A 15372-nucleotide genomic window follows, 5' to 3' on the forward strand; every position below is an offset into this window, starting at 1 on the left:
GTGCGGGTTTTATATCGGCCTTGCCTGAAACCGGCGTCAGGGTAGACCCGAGCCCGAGTCGCGCAGGCGGCAGTTTTTCTGCGCCTTATTTTCAGCAAGCAATCGCTTTGCAAAAATAGGGAATGCCCGTATGCTGGCCGCATGAAGTCCATCCGCATCGGCGCCGGTCTCGGCTTTTATGGCGACCACTGGGAGCCCGTGGTCGCCAGCATCGAACGTGGCGATGTGCAGTTCATCGCCAGCGACCACCTGGCCGAACTCACCCTGGCCATCCTGCAGAAAGACCGGCAGCGCGACCCGTCGCTGGGCTACGCGCGCGATGTCGTGCCCATGCTGCTGCGGCTGTGGCCGCTGATGCGGGCGCGCGGCGTGCGCTTCGTCTGCAACGCGGGTGGCCTCAACCCCCTGGGGGCTGCGCAGGCGGTGCAGGCCGCGCTGGCGGCCAAGGGCATGGCGCCGCGCATCGCGGTGGTGACCGGGGACGACGTGCTGCCGCGCCTGCTCGACGCGTCGGTGCCCGACGCGGCGCTGGCCCACCTGTTCAGCGGCGAGCCGGTGTCGGCGGTGCGCGAGCGGCTGGTGTTCGGCAACGCCTACCTGGGCGCGGCGCCCATCGTGCAGGCGCTGGACCGGGGCGCGGACATCGTGATCACCGGCCGCGTGGCCGACGCCGCGCTGTTCCTCGGCCCCATCGCCCACCACCTGGGCTGGGACCTGAAGGCCACCGACGCCGCCGGTCTCGACCGGCTGGCGCAGGGCCTCACCGTGGGCCACCTGCTCGAATGTTCGGGCCAGGGCAGCGGCGGCAACTTCGGCAGCCAGGAGGCCTGGAAGGCCATCCCCGATCTGGCGCACATCGGTTTTCCCATTGCCGAGGTGTGGGACGACGGCACGGCCCTCATCACCAAGGCGCCGGGCACGGGCGGGCGCGTCAACTTCGACACCGTGCGCCAGCAGCTGCTGTACGAGGTGCACGACCCGCACGCCTACCGCTCGCCCGACGTGGTGCTGGACATGGGCGGCATCCACCTGCACGACGAGGGCCACGACCGCGTGCGGCTGACCGGGGCGCGCGGCACAGCACCGGGCGACCAGCTCAAGGTGGTCGCCGGGTTCAGCGACGGCTTCAAGGCCGAGGTGACCTGGGGCTTTTCCTGGCCCGACGCCTGGGACAAGGCGCAGGCGGCCATCGCCACCATCCGCACCCAGCTGGCCGAGCGGCGCGTGCCGCACGAGGAGCTGTACATCGAATACCCGGGCCTGAACTCGGCGCACGGCCCGCTGGCACCGCTGCCGCCGCCAGAGCAGCTGAACCAGATGAACGAGGTCTGGACGCGGCTGGTGCTGCGCACGAACGTGAAGGCCGCCGCCGACGGCTTCGGCCGCCTGTTCCCCTGGATCGGCCTCAGCGGCCCGGCCTACACCTGCGGCTTCACCGGGCTGCACAACACCAGCGAGCTGCTGGGCATCTGGCCAACGCTGATTGCGCGTTCGGACGTGGAGCCGAATGTGCGCGTGGACGTTTTGGGGGAGGGGTCATGAGCACGCAACGCATTCCCCTGGTCCGCATCGCCCATGCGCGCAGCGGCGACAAGGCCGACTGGGTCGACTTCGGGCTGTTCGCCTGGAACGAGGTCGGCTACCGCATCCTCGAACGCGAGGTGACGGCCGAACGGGTGCGCCAGCACTTCGCACCCTGGCTGCCGGGCGAGGTGGACCGCTGGCCGCTGCCGAACATCCTGGCGCTCAAGCTGGTGCTCAAGGGCGCGCTGCAGGGCGGCGGCGCCCGCAACCTGCGGCTGGACAACCTGGGAAAGTCCATGGCGGGGGCGCTGTTGCGGATGGAGATCGAGGTGTCGGCGGACGAGCTCGACGCCACGCTGAACGAACAGCGCGTCGGATGGTGGGGAGGTGAAACATGACCGCCGTCACCATCGAGATCCTGGGCGACATCCACGTCGTCACCTTGAACCGCCCCGAGGTGCGCAACGCGGTCGATGGCGACACCGCACAGGCGCTGCACGCCGCCTTCCTCGCTTTCGAGGACGACCCGGCCGCCAAGGTCGCGGTGTTCCACGGTGCGCACGGCCACTTCTGCGCCGGCTGGGACCTGCAGCACGGCGCCCGCCTGGCGGCCTCGGGTGGCGCTGGGGGCATGGACGCGCTGGACTTCCACAGCGACGACGCCCGCGTCATCGGCCCCATGGGGCCATCGCGTCTGCGCCTGTCCAAGCCGGTGATCGCGGCGGTCAGCGGCGCGGCGGTGGCGGGCGGCATGGAACTGGCGCTGTGGTGCGACATGCGGGTGATGGAAGACGATGCCTACTTCGGTGTCTACTGCCGCCGCTTCGGCGTGCCGCTGATCGACGGCGGCACGGTGCGCCTGCCGCGCCTGATCGGCATGGGCCACGCGATGGACCTGATACTCACCGGCCGCAAGGTCGAGGCGGCCGAGGCGCTGCAGATGGGGCTGGCCAACCGCGTGGTGCCGACCGGGCAGGCGCGCGAAGCCGCCATCGCGCTGGCGCGGCAGCTCGCCGCCTTCCCGCAGGCCACGATGCGCGCCGACCGCGAGAGCGCCCATGCGCAGTGGGACCTGCCGCTGGGCGAGGCGCTGCAGCAGGAGTGGCAGCGCGGCCGGGCGCGCATCCCCGATGCGCTGGAGGGTGCGGCGCGCTTCGCGGCCGGCGAAGGCCGCCACGGCACCTTCTGAGCGGCGCGGATTGGCCCTCCGCCGGGCCGGCCGGCTGGCGATCATCCCGGCCATGAACGATCCGACTTCCCACGACACCGAGGTGCTGGTGCTCCAGCACCTGCACGAAGACGGCCCGGGCCACCTGGGTGACTGGCTCAACGCACAGTGTGTGCGCTGGCGCGTGCTGTGCACCGAGGCGGGTGAGGTTTATCCAGCGACGGTGCGGGGGCTGAAAGGACTGGCCGTGCTCGGCGGCGCCTGGAGCGCCAACGACGACCGACCCAGCCTGCGCCAGGCCGAGGCGCTGATCCGCGAGGCCGACGCGCTGGGCATCCCGGTCATCGGCCACTGTCTGGGCGGGCAGCTCATCGCGCGCGCCTTCGGCGGCCAGGTGCAGACGCTCGACACGCCAGAAATCGGCTGGCTGCCCATCCGCCACGACGGCAGCGCGGCGGCGCGCGACTGGCTGGGCGACGCGCCGGACGCGACGGTCTACCAGTGGCACTACGACAGCTTCACCGAACTGCCGCCGGGCGCACAGCTCGTCGCCGGCTCGGCGGCCTGTCCGCACCAGGCCTTCGTGCTGCGCCAGCACCTGGCGATGCAGTTTCACATCGAGATCACGGAACGCAAGGTGGAAGACTGGATCGCGGTGCCGGGCGCCGGCTACGCTCCGGCCTGCGCGGCGCATCCCGCCACGGTGCAGACACCCGCAGCCATGCGCGCAGGCACCCGTGACCACCTGACCACCAGCCAGGCGCTGGCGGATCGCATCTACGGCCGCTGGCGCGCGCGCTGGCCGCGCTGAACGGCGGGCGGGCTCAGGCCATGCCGGCCGGCAGGCCCTCGCGCGGGATCGGGCGCGGGCGGCCCTCGTGGTCGATGGCGACGTAGGTCAGGCTGGCCTCGGTCACCTTGACGTACTGGCCCTGGGCGGAAAAGCGTTCGGCGAACACCTCCACCTGCACCGTGATCGAGGTGTTGCCCACGCGGGTGACGTGCGAATAGAAGCTCAGGATGTCGCCCACCCGCACCGGCTGCTTGAAGATGAACTGGTTGACCGCCACGGTTGCCATGCGACCCTTGACGTAGCGCGCCGGCAGCACCGCGCCGGCCAGGTCGACCTGGGCCATGACCCAGCCACCGAAGATGTCGCCGTTGCCGTTGGTGTCGGCCGGCATGGGGATGACCTTGAGCACCAGCTCGCGGCCTTCAGGGAGATCGGTGTGGGGGCGGGGGCTTGATTCGGTGGACATGGGCACAATCTCTTGAAAACTCCCACGATTGTCCCGCATGCGCCCTTCGTCCGTCTCCCGGGCCGCCTATCCTGTGCCCACCGCCGACAGCGGTCCCGCGCCCGCCCGTTCCGACTGGGCGACGCTGCGCCGCCTGTTCCCCTACCTCTGGCAGTACAAGTGGCGCGTGATCGCGGCACTGGCCTTCATGGTGGCAGCCAAGGGCGCCAACGTCGGCGTGCCACTGCTGCTCAAGGAGCTGGTGGACGCGATGACCATTCAGCCCGGCAGCGCGGCGGCGCTGCTGGTGGTGCCGCTGGGGCTGATCGTGGCCTACGGCCTGCTGCGCCTGTCCACCAGCGTGTTCACCGAACTGCGCGAACTGGTGTTCGCCAAGGCCACCGAAGGTGCCACGCGTTCCATCGCGCTGCAGGTCTTCGGCCACCTGCACGCGCTGAGCCTGCGCTTCCACCTGGAGCGCCAGACCGGGGGCATGACGCGCGACATCGAGCGCGGCACGCGCGGCGTGCAGTCGCTGATCTCCTACTCGCTCTACAGCATCTTCCCCACCTTGATCGAGGTGGTCTTCGTGCTCACCCTGCTGGGCACGAAGTTCGGCATGGGCTACGTCTGGATCACGCTGGTGGCGCTGGTGCTGTACATCACCTTCACCGTCACGGTGACCGAGTGGCGCACCAAGTTCCGCCGCGAGATGAACGAGCTGGAGTCCACCAGCCAGACCAAGGCCATCGACTCGCTGCTCAACTACGAGACGGTCAAGTACTTCAACAACGAGGCCTTCGAGGCGCGGCGCTACGACGAGTCGCTGGAGAAGCTGCGCAAGGCGCGCATCAAGAGCCAGACCACGCTGTCGCTGCTGAACACCGGCCAGCAGCTGATCATCGCGGTGGCCCTGGTGCTGATGCTCTGGCGCGCCACCCAGGGCGTGGCCGACGGTCACATGACCCTTGGCGACCTGGTGATGGTCAACGCGTTCATGATCCAGCTCTACATCCCGCTGGGCTTTCTGGGCGTGCTCTACCGCGAGATCAAGCAGAGCCTGACCGACCTCGACAAGATGTTCGTGCTGCTGGAGAAGGAGCGCGAGATCGCCGACGCGCCTGGCGCTCAGCCGCTGGTGCTGGACGGGCCGCCGGCGGTGAAGTTCGAGAACGTGCGCTTTTCCTACGAGCCGGCGCGCGAGATCCTGCACGGCATCAGCTTCGAGATTCCGGCCGGCAGGACGGTGGCGGTGGTCGGACCCTCGGGTTCAGGCAAGAGCACGCTGGCGCGGCTGCTCTACCGCTTCTACGACGTCACGAACCACGAGCCCGGCGGTCCCCACGGCGGTGGCCGCATCACCATCAACGGCCAGGACATCCGCGAGGTCACGCAGTCCAGCGTGCGCCAGGCCATCGGCATCGTGCCGCAGGACACGGTGCTGTTCAACGACAGCATCGAATACAACATCCTCTACGGCCGGCCGGACGCGGGCCACGACGCGGCGGTGGAAGCGGCCAAGGCCGCGCACATCCACGCTTTCATCGAGAAGCTGCCCAAGGGCTACGCCACCACCGTCGGCGAGCGTGGGCTCAAGCTCTCGGGTGGCGAGAAGCAGCGCGTGGCGATCGCACGCACCCTGCTCAAGAACCCGCCCATCGTGATCTTCGACGAGGCCACCTCCGCGCTGGACTCGGCCAACGAGCGCGCGATCCAGGCCGAGCTCAAGAGCGCGGCACGCAACAAGACCTCGCTGGTGATCGCGCACCGGCTGTCGACGGTGGTCGACGCGCACGAGATCCTGGTGCTGGTGAACGGCGAGATCGTCGAGCGTGGCACGCATGCCGACCTTGTCTCCAAAGGCGGCACGTATGCGGGGATGTGGTCCCTGCAGCAGTCCGGTCAGGACTGAGGTTCAGCGCGGCAGCATCGTCCCGGTCTGTTCGTACCGGGCGTGCCAGCTCAGCGCTTCTTCCAGCAGGTGCGGCGTGTGCATGCCCGCGTGGCCGGCCTTGGCGTTCGCTTCGCTGCGCTCCACGTAGTCCAGCAGCGCGGGCCGGAAGTCCGGGTGGGCGCAGCGCTCGATGATCAGGCGCGAGCGCTGGCGCGGTGACAGGCCCCGCAGGTCGGCCAGGCCCTGTTCGGTCACGACGATCTGCACGTCGTGTTCGGTGTGGTCCACGTGGCTGACCATGGGCACGATGCAGCTGATGCTGCCGCCCTTGGCGGTGGACGGCGTCATGAAGATGGAGAGGTAGGCGTTGCGCGCGAAGTCGCCCGAGCCGCCGATGCCGTTCATGATGCGCGTGCCCATCACGTGGGTGGAGTTCACGTTGCCGTACAGGTCGGCCTCGATCATGCCGTTCATGGCGATCAGGCCCAGGCGGCGGATCACCTCGGGGTGGTTGCTGATTTCCTGGGGCCGCAGCACGATGCGCTCGCGGTAGAAGTCCAGGTTCTCCACGAACTCCTTCATCACCTCGGCCGAGAGCGAGATCGCGGTGGACGAGGCCATGCGCATCTTGCCGGACTTGAGCAGCGCGAGCATGCCGTCCTGCAGCACCTCGGTGTAGCCCTGCAGCCCGGAAAAGGGGCCGTCGTTCAGGCTTTCCAGCACGGCGTTGGCGATGTTGCCCACGCCCGACTGCAGCGGCAGCAGGTCCTCGGGCAGGCGGCCCTGCTGCACCTCGTTCTGGAAGAAATCCATCAGGTGGCCGGCGATGCGGCGCGAGGCCTCGTCGGGGGCTGCGAAGCGCGTGTCGCGGTCGGGCAGGTTCGTCTCGACCACGGCGATCACCTTGGCCGGGTCGCAGTGCAGGTAGGGCGTGCCGATGCGGTCTCCGGCGTCCGTCATCGGGATGGGCTTGCGGTGCGGCGGTCGCTCGGTGCCGTAGTAGATGTCGTGCATGCCCTCCAGCGCCAGCGGGTGGCCGTGGTTGACCTCCAGGATCACTTTGTCCGCCTGGTCCAGCCAGGTCTTGTTGTTGCCGACTGAGGTGGCCGGGATCAGACGGCCGTCTTCGAGGATGCCGGCGACCTCGATCACCGCCACGTTGAGCTTGCCCAGAAAGCCGAACCACACATATTGCGCCACGTGCGAGAGGTGGATGTCGGTGTAGGCCATGTCGCCGGCGTTGATGCGGGCGCGGCAGGTCGGGTCGGACTGGTAGGGCAGGCGCATGTCCATGCCGCCCACCTTGGCCAGCGCGCCGTCGAGTTCGGGCGCGGTCGATGCACCGGTCCACAGGCCGATGCGGAACTCGTGTCCCGCGTTGTGTTGCTGCTGGATGTGGCGCGCCAGGGCCTGCGGCACCAGTTTGGGATAGCCCGCGCCGGTGAAGCCGCTCATGCCGACGTGGTCGCCGTGATGGATGAGGGCGGCGGCCGCGTCGGCCGACATGATTTTCTGGCGCAACCCGGCGTGGGCGATGCGGGACGGGAGGATGGCGGGCGGGTTCTGGGTCATGGGTATGCAATATTAGGGTTAACCCTAGGTTGTGGATATCGTAACGGAACCGGGCAGGCTCCAAAACCCGGAAAAACAGGGGGATGTGCGCCCATGCACGGCGCGCATAATCCGCCGCCATGGAAACCAAGTGGCTGGAAGATTTTGTGAGCCTGGCCGAGACGCGCAGCTTCAGCCGCTCCGCGCAGCTGCGCCACGTCACGCAACCCGCGTTCTCGCGCCGCATCCAGTCGCTCGAAGCCTGGGCTGGCACCGACCTGGTGGACCGCTCGTCCTACCCGACGCGCCTGACCCCCGCCGGCCAGACCCTGTACGACCAGTCGCTGGAGATGCTGCAGGCCCTGCAGAGCACGCGCGCCATGCTGCGCGCCCACACGGCGGCGGCGCAGGACGTGATCGAGTTCGCCGTGCCGCACACACTGGCCTTCACGTTTTTCCCGTCCTGGCTCTCGGGCCTGCGCGAGAGCTGCGGGCCGATCAAGAGCCGGCTGATCGCGATGAATGTGCACGATGCCGTGATGCGGCTGGTGGAGAGCAGCTGTGACCTGCTGATCGCCTATCACCACGCTTCGCAGCCCATCCAGCTGGACGCCGCGCGCTACGAGATGCTGCCGCTGGGCCGCGAGACGCTCTCGCCCTACGTCAAGCCCAACGAGCAGGGCGAGCCCATGTTCCGCCTGCCGGGCACCACGGCGCACCCGCTGCCCTACCTGGCCTACGCGCCCGGCGCCTACATGGGGCGGGCGGTCGAGCAGGTGCTCAAGAGCAGCCCGGTGCCGGTGCACCTGGACCGCATCTACGAAACCGACATGTCCGAAGGCCTCAAGGCCATGGCGCTCGAAGGCCATGGCATCGCCTTCCTGCCCGCCAGCGCTGTGCGGCGCGAGCTGCGCGCCAAGCGCCTGGTGAGCGCGGGCGAAGGGCTGGACACCACGCTGGACATCCGCATCTACCGCGAGCGCCCCGGCACCCGCAAGGCCAAGGGCTCGGTGGACGCGTTCTGGAACGATCTCGAGCGGCACCTGGCGACCCACAGCAAGTGAGCCGCGCGGGGTGGGAAAATCGGGATATGAACGCCCCCACCACCTCCCTCACGATCACCCGCCCCGACGACTGGCACCTGCACGTGCGCGACGGCGCCGCTCTGAACACCGTCGTGCCGCACACCGCCGCCCAGTTCGGCCGCGCGATCATCATGCCCAACCTCAAGCCGCCGGTGACCACCGCGGCGCAGGCTGTGGCCTATGCGGACCGCATCCGCGCCGCCGTGCCCGCGGGCGTGGCCTTCGAGCCGCTGATGACGCTGTACCTGACCGACAACCTGCCGGCCGACGAGATCGCCCGTGCCAAAGACGCCGGCGTGGTCGCCTGCAAGCTCTACCCGGCCGGCGCCACCACCAACAGCGACGCGGGTGTGACCGACATCCGAAAGACCTACAAGACGCTGGAAGCCATGCAGAAGGCGGGCGTGCTGCTGCTGGTGCACGGCGAAGTGACCAGCCCCGACATCGACCTGTTCGACCGCGAGGCGGTGTTCATCGAACAGCAGCTCGAACCGCTGCGCAAGGACTTCCCGGGCCTGAAGATCGTGATGGAGCACATCACCACCAAGGAAGCCGCGCAGTACGTGGCCGAGGCCGACGCCCACCTCGGCGCCACCATCACCGCCCACCACCTGCTCTACAACCGCAACGCCATCTTCACCGGCGGCATCCGCCCGCACTATTACTGCCTGCCGGTGCTCAAGCGCGAGACCCACCGCCAGTCCCTGGTGGCCGCGGCCACGGGCGGCAACCCCAAGTTCTTCCTGGGCACCGACAGCGCGCCGCACCCGGCCCACCTGAAGGAACACGCCACCGGCTGCGCCGGCTGCTACACCGCCCACGCCGCCATCGAGATGTACGCCGAGGCGTTTGAAGCTGCGGGTGCCCTGGACAAGCTCGAAGCCTTCGCCAGCTTCAACGGCCCGGCCTTCTACGGCCTGTCGCGCAACACCGGCACCATCACCCTGCGCAAGCAGAGCTGGACCCCGCCCGAGAGCTTCGCCTTCGGCGAGGCCGAGCTCAAGCCGCTGCGCTCGGGCGAGGCGCTGCCCTGGCAGCTGGTGGGCTGAACGGGGCATGTGCGCCGTCGGCAACGCCGTCGCCGGCTGGCCCGCGCCCGACTGGGCTCAGCCCTGGAACGCGCCCTTTGCCGTCGTTGGGGCGGCGGTGCGTGCGGCCTGTGAGCAAGGCGTTCCGCTGCCGCAGGCGCTGAACCTCCGCATCGGTACCGCCGGCCCGCGTTTCGTGCGGCAAGCAGAGCTGCCCGAGGGCGTGGCCTACGAGCAGTTCATCTTCGAGCAGGGCGCCGTGCCGACGCGCGAAGGCCTGCACGACTTCTTCAACGGCCTGGTGTGGGCCCGCTTCCCCGCCACCAAGCGCCTGCTCAACCGCCTGCAGGCGGCGCAGATTGCCCAGGCCGGTGTGGGCCAGGTGCGGGGGCCGGTGCGCGACGCGATCACCCTGTTCGACGAAAACGCGGTGCTGCTGCAGGCCCCCGATGCGATCTGGGATGCGCTGATCGCGCGCGAGTGGACCCGGTTGTTCGTGGACCTGCGGTCCCTGTGGGGGCAGACCCGGCTGGTACTGTTCGGCCACGCGCTGACCGAGAAGCTGGTCTCCCCCTACAAGTCCATCACCGGGCATGTCTACCGGGTGCCCGTGCCCCCCGAACTGGGGGGCGATGTGGCCGCCTGGGACCGCTGGCTGGCGGCGCGCCTGACCGCGGCCGAGCTGGCGACCAAACCCTTCACCCCGCTGCCCGTGCTGGGGGTGCCGGGCTGGTGGCCGGCGAACCAGGACCCGGCGTTCTACGACGACGCCACCGTGTTCCGGCCGCCCCGAACCGCTTTTGCCCCGACGACATGACTTCTTCCGTCTCGCCCTCCTGGTCCCACCTGAACCTCGCCCTCGACGCCGACCGCGCCACCCTGGCCGCGCACTTCCGCGAGACCGGCGTGCGCGACGTCGAGTGCCTGTTTGCCGATGTTACCGGCTACCCGCGCGGCAAGCTGATGCCGGCCGCCAGCTTTGCCGGCGGCACCGAGCTGCGCATCTGCCAGGCCATCCCGATGCAGTGCATCACGGGCGAGTACAGCTACGACCCCGTGTTCCCCGACAGCGACCCGGACGTGCGCCTGGTGCCGGACCTGGCCACGCTCAAGCGTTCGCCCTGGGCCAGCGTGCCGCGCTACCTGGCGGTGCACGATTGCCTGGAGCTGGATGGCTCGCTGTGCGAGTTCGCGCCGCGCTCGGTGCTGAAGAACGTGGTGGCCCGCTACGCCGCCGCCGACCTGACCCCGGTGGTGGCGCCCGAGATCGAGTTCTACCTGACCGCGGCCATGACCGACCCGGCCCAGCCGCTGGCCTCGCCCACCGGGAAGGGCGGCCGGCCCGAGGTCGGTCAGTCGGCCTTCAGCCTGAACGCGCTGAATGAGCTGGCGCCGTTCTGGGACGCCTTCCACGCCGCCATCGACGGCCTGGGCATCCGCGCCGACACCTGGCTGCACGAGGTGGGCGAGAACCAGTACGAGATCAACCTGCTGCACGGCGACCCGGTGGCGGTGGCCGACCAGGCCTTCCTGTTCAAGACCGCGGCGCGCGAGATCGCTCTGCAGCACGGACTCAACGCCGTGTTCATGGCCAAGCCCGTCGCGGGCCAGGCCGGCAGTTCCATGCACCTGCACCAGAGCGTGGTGGACGCGCAGGGCCGCAATGTGTTCAGCCAGGCCGACGGCTCGGCCAGCGAGGCGTTCTTGCATTTCATCGGCGGCCTGCAGGCCTATACGCCCGACCTGATGCTGGTCTACGCGCCCACCGTCAACAGCTACCGCCGCTACGTGGCCGGCAGCCAGGCGCCGACCAATGTGCAGTGGGGCCACGACAACCGCACCGCCGGCCTGCGCGTGCCGGTCAGCGGCCCGGCCGCGCGCCGGGTGGAGAACCGCCTGGCCGGCGCCGACGCCAACCCGTATCTGGCCATCGCTGCGACGCTGGCAGCCGGTCTGGCCGGAATCGAAGGGCGGATCGCACCGGCCGAACCGGTGAGCGGCAACGGCTACGACCAGGCGCGCAGCCTTCCGCGAACCTTTGACGGCGCGCTGGATCAGATGTCGCGGAGCCAGACCGCCAGCCGGCTGATGGGAGAGCGTTTCGTGCGCGGCTACCTGGCGGTCAAGACGCTGGAGCACGACCACTACCTGCGAGAGATCAGCGCATGGGAACGGCGCTACCTGCTGCCCCAGGTCTGAACACATCTTGAAACGGGGTCGACCCACCCCCACTATCATCGTCCCTCTTTGCCACGGAGCCTTCATGAAACGCATCTTCCTGTTCGTTCTGACCAACTTCGCCGTGATGGCGGTGCTGATGGTCACCTCGCGCATCCTGGGCGTGGACCGCTACCTCACGGCCAACGGCCTGAACATGACCGCACTGGCGGGCTTCTCGCTGATCATGGGTTTCGGCGGCGCGACCATCTCGCTGCTCATGAGCAAGACCATGGCCAAGATGAGCACTGGCGCGCGCGTGATCAACCAGCCGCAGACGGCGGACGAGGCCTGGATCGTGCAGACGGTGCAGAAATTCGCCGAGAAGGCGGGCATCGGCATGCCCGAGGTCGCCATCTACGACGGTGCCCCCAACGCCTTCGCCACCGGCGCCTTCAAGAACTCGGCCCTGGTGGCGGTGTCCACCGGGCTGCTGCAGAGCATGACGCGTGAAGAGGTCGAGGCCGTGATCGGCCACGAGGTGGCCCACGTGGCCAACGGCGACATGGTCACCATGACCCTGATCCAGGGCGTGATGAACACCTTCGTCGTGTTCCTCAGCCGCGTGATCGGTTACGCGGTGGACAGCTTCCTGCGCCGCGGCGACGACCGCGACAGCGGCCCGGGCATCGGCTACATGGTCACCACCATCGTGCTGGATATCGTGCTGGGCTTCGTCGCCGCCATCATCGTGGCCTGGTTCTCGCGCCAGCGCGAGTTCCGCGCCGACGCCGGCGCCGCCCAGCTGATGGGCCGCAAGCAGCCGATGATCAACGCCCTGGCCCGACTGGGCGGCCTGACCCCTGGCGAGCTGCCCAAGACCATGCAGGCCATGGGCATCACCGGCAACCTGGGCAAGCTGTTCTCGACCCACCCGCCGATGGAAGAGCGCATCGCAGCCCTGCAGAAATTGTGACCCCCCTGCGCCGCCTTCGGCGTCACCCCCCCGGGGGGCGATGCCTGCGGCCTGGCGAAGCCAGTTCCGCGGCATCCTCGACAGGGGACACGGTCTCCGGACATGAAAACGCGACCCTCGGGTCGCGTTTTTTGTTTCTGGCGGGGTTGTTCAGCGGTAGTAACGGTCCCACTGTTCGTCCTCGCGGTCGCGCCAGTGGCGGTTGTCGTGGCGATAGGGGCGCTGGCCCCCGATGCGCACCACCTCCGGCGCGTTCGACGCCTGCGGGCGGTAGCTCGGGCCGTAGGCCGGCGCGGCACCGACCGGCATCACGCTGACCGGCACCCAGCGGCCCGGGTCCTGCGGCATCTGGGTGGTGTAGCGGCGGCCCGCGTACTCGTAGACCACGTTGTAGGCCACGACCTGGTTTTCCATCACGTTCTGCGTGCTGCATTCCTGCACCGTGCGGGTGTGCGACTGGCCCTTGCCTTCGATCTTGTTGCCCAGGATGGCGCCACCGAACAGGCCGATGGCGGTGGCGGCGGCGCGGCCGTTGCCGTCACCGATCGCATTGCCCATCGCACCGCCGGCGATGGCACCCATGATGGCGCCGGCACCGGAGGTGCGGGCCGGTTCGCGCACGGTCACGTTCTGGCAGACCTGCTGCGGCACGGCGACCTGCTGGATCACCGGGGTGCTGCTGAGCACGCGGCCTCGTTCGTCCTGCGCCTGTGCGGCGCTGGCGCCGGCGAGGGCCATCACGCCGGTCAGGACGGGGATCAGGAGGGAACGGGGGGAGGAGTTCATGGAGGTCTCCGTGTGTTGAAGGAGCCTCCACTGTGCGGGGCCTGTGTCAAGCCGCCCCGCACCCGGTGTAAAGCTGGCGAGCCAGTTGTAACCAGCGGTGTTCAGAGGCCGAGAACGGCCTTGCTCACCGCCTCGGCTACCTTGATACCGTCCACCCCGGCCGACAGGATGCCGCCCGCGTAACCCGCGCCCTCGCCGGCCGGGTAGAGGCCGCGTGTGTTCAGGCTCTGGAGGTCCTCGCCGCGGGTGATGCGCAGCGGCGAGCTGGTGCGGGTCTCGACGCCGGTGAGCATGGCGTCGGGCATGTCGTAGCCCTTGATCTTGCGACCGAACACCGGCAGCGCCTCGCGCATGGCCTCAATCGCAAAGCCGGGCAGGGCGGGCGCCAGGTCGCCCAGCTTCACGCCCGGCTTGTACGACGGCAGCACCTCGCCAAAAGCGGTCGACGGTGTGCCGGCCAGGAAGTCGCCGACCTTCTGGCCCGGCGCCTCGTAGCTCTGCCCGCCCAGCTCGAAGGCCCGGGCCTCCAGCTGGCGCTGCAGCACGATGCCGGCCAGCGGGTGGGTCTGGCCTTTGGCGGCCAGCGCCTCGGCTTCTTTCGCATAGCGCGGGCCGTCGGCCTCGCCGAAAGCGGCGGTCCACAGCGGCGCGTCCTGCGGGAAGCGGGTCGGGTAGTCGGCCAGGTCGATGCCCACCACCATGCCGGCGTTGGCGTTGCGCTCGTTGCGCGAGTACTGGCTCATGCCGTTGGTGACGACGCGGCCGGGTTCGCTGGTGGCCGCCACCACGGTGCCGCCCGGGCACATGCAGAAGCTGTAGACCGCGCGGCCGTTCTTCGCGTGGTGCACCAGCTTGTAGTCGGCCGCGCCCAGCAGCGGGTGACCGGCGTGTTTGCCCCAGCGCGCGCGGTCGATCACGCCCTGCGGGTGTTCGATGCGAAAGCCCACCGAAAACGGCTTGGCTTCAAGGTAGACGCCCGCGTCGTGCAGCATTGCAAAGGTGTCGCGCGAACTGTGGCCGAGCGCGAAGACGGCGTGGCGTGCGGGCATTTCGATGGCGTCGCCGGTGTCGAGCCGCTGCACGCGCAGGGCGGTGAGCCGCTGCTGGCCGTCGCCGGCCGGCGCCAGCGCCACGCCCGTGACCTGGTGCTGGAAGCGGATCTCGCCGCCCAGCGCGACGATCTTCTCGCGCATGGCCTCGACCACCTTGACCAGCTTGAAGGTGCCGATGTGCGGGTGCGCCTGGTAGAGGATCTCGGTCGGCGCGCCGGCGTCGACGAACTCCTGCATCACCTTGCGGCCCAGGAAGCGCGGGTCCTTGATCTGGCTGTAGAGCTTGCCGTCGGAGAACAGGCCGGCACCGCCCTCGCCGTACTGCACGTTGCTTTGCGGGTTGAGCACCTTCTTGCGCCACAGGCCCCAGGTGTCCTTGGTGCGCTCGCGCACCGGCTTGCCGCGCTCCAGCACGATGGGTTTGAAACCCATCTGCGCCAGTGCCAGCGCGGTGAACAGGCCGCAGGGACCCAGGCCGATCACCACCGGGCGGTCGGCCTCGTCGGCGGGCCAGCCGGCCGGCGCATGGCCGGGCGGGTGCCAGGTCATGTCGGGCGTGGGCAGGATGTGCGGGTTCTTCTCGTGCCGGGCCAGCAGCTGCGGTTCCAGCGACGGGTCGGCCAGCGCCACGTCCACGATGTAGACCGCCAGCAGGTCGGCCTTGCGCGCGTCGAAGCTGCGTTTGAACACCGACAGCGTGGCAATGGCCTCGGGCGCCACCTGCAGCGCCTGGGCGGCCAGGCAGGTGAGGGCGGCCACCGGGTGCGGCGGCGGCACGCGGTCTTCGTCGGTTTCGGTGGGGGCGTCGGCGGCGCGGCGGTGCTCGGCGGGCACCTCGGCCAGAGGCAGTTTGAGTTCGGCGATGCGGATCATGATCTCGTGGGGCTTGTGTTCATCAAGCAGCGAAGGCCGT

14 protein-coding genes are annotated in these 15372 nt (G+C 69.3%); 10 read left to right on the forward strand and 4 right to left on the reverse strand.

What is annotated here, in order from left to right:
• Positions 1-141 precede the first annotated feature (141 nt).
• From HPF_RS03840 to HPF_RS03855, 4 genes are read left to right on the forward strand one after another with little or no spacing between them, the layout of a single operon-like run.
• Positions 142-1542 carry an acyclic terpene utilization AtuA family protein gene (locus HPF_RS03840; RefSeq protein WP_133155800.1) on the forward strand — a complete coding sequence of 467 codons (1401 nt, stop codon included), beginning with the start codon at positions 142-144 and terminating at the stop codon, positions 1540-1542.
• The gene (locus HPF_RS03845) at positions 1539-1922 is read left to right on the forward strand and encodes an AtuA-related protein (protein ID WP_133155801.1); all 384 of its coding nucleotides are present in this window, start codon (positions 1539-1541) and stop codon (positions 1920-1922) included. The genes HPF_RS03840 and HPF_RS03845 overlap by 4 nt, the downstream gene beginning before the upstream one ends.
• A complete protein-coding gene (locus HPF_RS03850) occupies positions 1919-2713 on the forward strand; it encodes a crotonase/enoyl-CoA hydratase family protein (RefSeq protein ID WP_133155802.1) in 795 nt (264 codons plus the stop codon). Before HPF_RS03845 ends, HPF_RS03850 begins: the two co-directional genes overlap by 4 nt.
• 52 nt (positions 2714-2765) lie before the next feature.
• Positions 2766-3503 carry a type 1 glutamine amidotransferase gene (locus tag HPF_RS03855; RefSeq protein ID WP_079364747.1) on the forward strand — a complete coding sequence of 246 codons (738 nt, stop codon included), beginning with the start codon at positions 2766-2768 and terminating at the stop codon, positions 3501-3503.
• Between the two features lie 13 nt (positions 3504-3516).
• Here HPF_RS03855 and HPF_RS03860 read toward each other — a convergent pair whose 3' ends face one another.
• Complete coding sequence (locus HPF_RS03860) at positions 3517-3951, reverse strand: acyl-CoA thioesterase (protein WP_066153612.1); 435 nt, start codon at positions 3949-3951, stop codon at positions 3517-3519.
• Positions 3952-3988: 37 nt separating this feature from the next.
• On the opposite strand from HPF_RS03860, the gene HPF_RS03865 reads away from it, so the two are divergent.
• Positions 3989-5842 carry an ABCB family ABC transporter ATP-binding protein/permease gene (locus HPF_RS03865; RefSeq protein ID WP_133155803.1) on the forward strand — a complete coding sequence of 618 codons (1854 nt, stop codon included), beginning with the start codon at positions 3989-3991 and terminating at the stop codon, positions 5840-5842.
• A gap of 3 nt (positions 5843-5845) precedes the next feature.
• On the opposite strand, the gene HPF_RS03870 is transcribed toward HPF_RS03865, so the two are convergent.
• Positions 5846-7396, reverse strand: coding sequence for an acetyl-CoA hydrolase/transferase family protein (locus HPF_RS03870; protein WP_207959299.1), 1551 nt, complete (start codon positions 7394-7396; stop codon positions 5846-5848).
• Positions 7397-7515: 119 nt separating this feature from the next.
• On the opposite strand from HPF_RS03870, the gene HPF_RS03875 reads away from it, so the two are divergent.
• The 5 genes from HPF_RS03875 (at position 7516) to htpX (ending at position 12621) form a co-directional block, all read left to right on the forward strand.
• Positions 7516-8439 carry a LysR substrate-binding domain-containing protein gene (locus HPF_RS03875; RefSeq protein ID WP_133155804.1) on the forward strand — a complete coding sequence of 308 codons (924 nt, stop codon included), beginning with the start codon at positions 7516-7518 and terminating at the stop codon, positions 8437-8439.
• A gap of 26 nt (positions 8440-8465) precedes the next feature.
• Positions 8466-9509 carry a dihydroorotase gene (gene pyrC / locus HPF_RS03880; protein WP_133155805.1) on the forward strand — a complete coding sequence of 348 codons (1044 nt, stop codon included), beginning with the start codon at positions 8466-8468 and terminating at the stop codon, positions 9507-9509.
• Positions 9510-9516: 7 nt separating this feature from the next.
• A complete protein-coding gene (locus HPF_RS03885; RefSeq protein ID WP_133155806.1) occupies positions 9517-10305 on the forward strand; it encodes a DUF3025 domain-containing protein in 789 nt (262 codons plus the stop codon).
• Positions 10302-11687 carry a glutamine synthetase family protein gene (locus HPF_RS03890; protein WP_207959301.1) on the forward strand — a complete coding sequence of 462 codons (1386 nt, stop codon included), beginning with the start codon at positions 10302-10304 and terminating at the stop codon, positions 11685-11687. The genes HPF_RS03885 and HPF_RS03890 overlap by 4 nt, the downstream gene beginning before the upstream one ends.
• A gap of 64 nt (positions 11688-11751) precedes the next feature.
• Positions 11752-12621 carry a protease HtpX gene (htpX, locus tag HPF_RS03895; protein WP_066153595.1) on the forward strand — a complete coding sequence of 290 codons (870 nt, stop codon included), beginning with the start codon at positions 11752-11754 and terminating at the stop codon, positions 12619-12621.
• Positions 12622-12771: 150 nt separating this feature from the next.
• Here htpX and HPF_RS03900 read toward each other — a convergent pair whose 3' ends face one another.
• Positions 12772-13407 carry a glycine zipper 2TM domain-containing protein gene (locus tag HPF_RS03900; RefSeq protein WP_066153592.1) on the reverse strand — a complete coding sequence of 212 codons (636 nt, stop codon included), beginning with the start codon at positions 13405-13407 and terminating at the stop codon, positions 12772-12774.
• A gap of 101 nt (positions 13408-13508) precedes the next feature.
• Complete coding sequence (locus tag HPF_RS03905; protein WP_133155807.1) at positions 13509-15332, reverse strand: NAD(P)/FAD-dependent oxidoreductase; 1824 nt, start codon at positions 15330-15332, stop codon at positions 13509-13511.
• Positions 15333-15372: the final 40 nt, after the last annotated feature.

The sequence above is a fragment of the Hydrogenophaga pseudoflava genome, assembly GCF_004353865.1.
Classification (GTDB): domain Bacteria; phylum Pseudomonadota; class Gammaproteobacteria; order Burkholderiales; family Burkholderiaceae_C; genus Hydrogenophaga; species Hydrogenophaga pseudoflava.

Excerpts from the sequence above, each read along its gene's own strand:
- HPF_RS03845 (WP_133155801.1), top strand. The coding sequence starts at position 1,539 with ATGAGCACGCAACGCATTCCCCTGGTCCGCATCGCCCATGCGCGCAGC.
- pyrC (WP_133155805.1), top strand. The coding sequence starts at position 8,466 with ATGAACGCCCCCACCACCTCCCTCACGATCACCCGCCCCGACGACTGG.
- HPF_RS03905 (WP_133155807.1), bottom strand. The coding sequence starts at position 15,332 with ATGATCCGCATCGCCGAACTCAAACTGCCTCTGGCCGAGGTGCCCGCC.
- HPF_RS03860 (WP_066153612.1), bottom strand. The coding sequence starts at position 3,951 with ATGTCCACCGAATCAAGCCCCCGCCCCCACACCGATCTCCCTGAAGGC.
- HPF_RS03870 (WP_207959299.1), bottom strand. The coding sequence starts at position 7,396 with ATGACCCAGAACCCGCCCGCCATCCTCCCGTCCCGCATCGCCCACGCC.
- HPF_RS03840 (WP_133155800.1), top strand. The coding sequence starts at position 142 with ATGAAGTCCATCCGCATCGGCGCCGGTCTCGGCTTTTATGGCGACCAC.
- HPF_RS03890 (WP_207959301.1), top strand. The coding sequence starts at position 10,302 with ATGACTTCTTCCGTCTCGCCCTCCTGGTCCCACCTGAACCTCGCCCTC.
- HPF_RS03875 (WP_133155804.1), top strand. The coding sequence starts at position 7,516 with ATGGAAACCAAGTGGCTGGAAGATTTTGTGAGCCTGGCCGAGACGCGC.
- HPF_RS03885 (WP_133155806.1), top strand. The coding sequence starts at position 9,517 with ATGTGCGCCGTCGGCAACGCCGTCGCCGGCTGGCCCGCGCCCGACTGG.
- htpX (WP_066153595.1), top strand. The coding sequence starts at position 11,752 with ATGAAACGCATCTTCCTGTTCGTTCTGACCAACTTCGCCGTGATGGCG.
- HPF_RS03850 (WP_133155802.1), top strand. The coding sequence starts at position 1,919 with ATGACCGCCGTCACCATCGAGATCCTGGGCGACATCCACGTCGTCACC.
- HPF_RS03900 (WP_066153592.1), bottom strand. The coding sequence starts at position 13,407 with ATGAACTCCTCCCCCCGTTCCCTCCTGATCCCCGTCCTGACCGGCGTG.
- HPF_RS03855 (WP_079364747.1), top strand. The coding sequence starts at position 2,766 with ATGAACGATCCGACTTCCCACGACACCGAGGTGCTGGTGCTCCAGCAC.
- HPF_RS03865 (WP_133155803.1), top strand. The coding sequence starts at position 3,989 with ATGCGCCCTTCGTCCGTCTCCCGGGCCGCCTATCCTGTGCCCACCGCC.